Source organism: Paenibacillus cremeus (assembly GCF_007786445.1).
Classification (GTDB): domain Bacteria; phylum Bacillota; class Bacilli; order Paenibacillales; family NBRC-103111; genus Paenibacillus_G; species Paenibacillus_G cremeus.
On the sequence record NZ_VNJI01000111.1, the window covers coordinates 1 to 2,750 of the forward strand.

Here is a 2,750-nt window from a genome sequence, read left to right on the forward strand (position 1 = left end):
TGCGTATTCCGAAAAGTTTTAGCCACCTATTCCGAAAAGTCTTGGGCATCGAATCCGGAAAGTCTTAGCCAGCAATTCCGAAAAGTCTTGGGCACCCATTCCGGAAAGTCTTAGCCACTTTTCTCTTCCAATTTCCTCTCTCAAAATGGTTATCCCACTTAGGTGAAGGTGTGTTACTCCTTAGGTCGAATGTCTTTCGAGACATCTTACGAAAGGAGCATCACCATGCCTAAACAAAGGAGGATAGCCTTGCCACGCGTTCTTGACGTTCTCCGCCTGCACAACGATTCGGGTCTCAGCGAAAGAGCCATTGCCCGGAGTTTATCGCTCTCTCACGGTACGGTCGGGAACATTCTGTCTCGCGCCAAGGAGGCCGGTCTCTCGTGGCCCCTACCTGCCAACCTGGATGAGCGGAAGCTAGAAGCCCTATTGTTTCCCAAAGCCATGGGGCGACCGAAAAATCGCACCGAACCCGACTGGAACCATTTGCTTCAAGAGTCTAAAAGAAAAGGCGTCACGCTTCAACTCCTCTGGATGGAGTACAAGACGGTCCACCCGGATGGCTATCAGTACAGCCAGTTTTGCGAACGATTCAACCAGTGGAAGAAGAAGCTTCAGGTGTCCTTACGCCAAGAACACAAGGCGGGAGAGAAGCTGTTCATCGACTATGCCGGCCCAACCATTCCGGTCATTGATGCTGAAACGGGTGAAATCCGGGATGCCCAGTTGTTTGTAGCCACGCTTGGTGCAAGCAGCTACACGTACGCCGAAGCCCAGTGGGGACAAGATCTTCAATCGTTTGTCAATGGACATGTAAGGGCCCTTCACTTCTTCGGAGGTGCTCCGGAATTGCTTGTCCCGGACAACCTCAGATCCGGCGTCAAACGTCCTGATCGTTATGAACCCGCGATCAACCGTACGTACCACGAAATGGCCTCCCATTACGGCATCGCCGTTCTGCCAGCCAGACCACGAAAACCTAAGGACAAAGCGAAAGTAGAAGCGGCCGTCCTACTTGCCGAGCGTTGGATTTTGGCGGTGCTTCGGAATCGGCGTTTCTTTAGTCTGGCAGAGCTGAATGAGGCCATCCGTGAATTACTGGATCGTTTAAACGAGAAATCCTTTCAGAAGATGGAGGGGTCCCGTAAATCGTGGTTCGAAAGCTTGGACAAGCCTGCCTTGCGACCACTTCCGCCAAAGCCCTATGAATTTGCTCTATGGCGACTGGCGCGCGCCAACATCGACTACCACATCGCCGTCGAAGATGTGCTCTACAGCGTGCCTTACACGCTTGTGAGGGAAGAGGTCGACGTTCGAATGACGGAGTCCATGGTGGAGGTCTTTCACAAGGGAAACCGGGTCGCTAGCCATCTCCGCGCCCATCGCAAGGGAATTATGGTTACGGATCCGCTTCACCGGCCGAAATCGCATCAAAAACACATGGAATGGACGCCCTCACGTCTCATCGATTGGGGGAGTAGCCTGGGGCCGAGTATTGGCAAGCTCATCGAAGAGATTTTGGCCCGCCGTCCCCATCCCGAGCAGGGATACAGGAGTTGTCTAGGCATTCTCAGCCTGAGCAAACGGTATTCCAAGGAGAGACTGGAATCCGCTGCCGCTCGTGCCATCGCGATTGGATCCTTCTCGTACACCAGCGTGAAGTCCATTTTGGAAAAAGGCCTAGAGCAATTGGAGTTGCCCTTATTCGTTCCCGAGATGCCAACACCAGCTCACGAAAATGTTCGGGGGGCCGCGTATTACCAAGAAAACCGTTCTAGCAAGCTGCTTCATTAACCCGTAAGAAAGCGAGTCGGTGACGATTGTACCCTCACCGATTCGTCTCTCATTTCTCTTTCAAGGAGGCTACCTATGTTAACCCAACCCACGATCGATATCCTGCGAAAACTGCGTCTGCAGGGCCTGGCCGAGGCCTATTTACGTCAACTTCAGGACCCGCGAATGAACGAACTCACCTTCGAGGAACGCTTTGGCTTGCTCATCGACCACCAGTGGACTGAGCGACAGAATCGACAGGTCAACAAGCTGCTACGAGAAGCTCGGCTCAAAGTGCAGGCGAGTCCGGAAGACATCGACTATTCTGCCCCTCGTGAATTGGATCGCCTCCTAATCCGTCAATTGTTGGCGGGACAGTGGCTGACCTCCCATCACAATTTGCTCGTCACCGGCCCAACAGGTGTCGGGAAGACGTTCCTGGTCTGCGCCCTAGCTACAGCCGCCTGCCGCCAAGGCTTTAAGGTCCGGTATTACCGGATGTCTCGCCTGTTTCAAGACATTCTGCTTGCCAAGGGGGATGGCACTTACGGCAAACTGGCGAACCAGTTGACTCGGGTCGATCTTTTAATCCTCGATGATTGGGGGCTTGCTCCGCTCGCAGTGGCCGAGAGTCGTGAACTCCTCGATATTTTGGATGATCGCGTTTCCCTGCACTCCACTTGTTTGGCAAGCCAGCTGCCCGTAGACTTGTGGCATCAACACTTTGCAGATCCAACCTTGGCCGATGCGATTCTAGATCGCCTCATCCACCGGGCTTACCGCCTTAAAATTCAAGGCGACTCGATGCGAAAAGCGCTCGCCCCCTTGCCAGCAGCTGGAAAATCTGATATGTAATTAAGAAGCCATTTTGAGAGGCTCTAAGTGGATAAACATTACCGGAATGACTGACCAAAACTTTCCGGAACGAGTGGCTAATACTTTCCGGAATGACTGACCAAAGTTTCCGGAATACGCAA

At 53.0% G+C, this 2,750-nt stretch carries 2 protein-coding genes; both read left to right on the forward strand.

Annotation, left to right across the window (positions count from 1 at the left end; all coding sequences use genetic code 11):
• The first annotated feature begins 225 nt into the window (after positions 1–225).
• On the forward strand, positions 226–1,794 hold the full coding sequence (gene istA, locus FPZ49_RS34980; RefSeq protein WP_144855330.1) for an IS21 family transposase: 1,569 nt from the start codon (positions 226–228) through the stop codon (positions 1,792–1,794).
• A 75-nt stretch (positions 1,795–1,869) separates the two neighbouring features.
• Positions 1,870–2,628 carry an IS21-like element helper ATPase IstB gene (gene istB / locus FPZ49_RS34985; RefSeq protein WP_144855332.1) on the forward strand — a complete coding sequence of 253 codons (759 nt, stop codon included), beginning with the start codon at positions 1,870–1,872 and terminating at the stop codon, positions 2,626–2,628.
• Positions 2,629–2,750 lie beyond the last annotated feature (122 nt).

Bases quoted from the DNA above. Each gene is read 5' to 3' on its own strand.
- istA (WP_144855330.1), top strand. From the start codon at position 226: ATGCCTAAACAAAGGAGGATAGCCTTGCCACGCGTTCTTGACGTTCTC.
- istB (WP_144855332.1), top strand. From the start codon at position 1,870: ATGTTAACCCAACCCACGATCGATATCCTGCGAAAACTGCGTCTGCAG.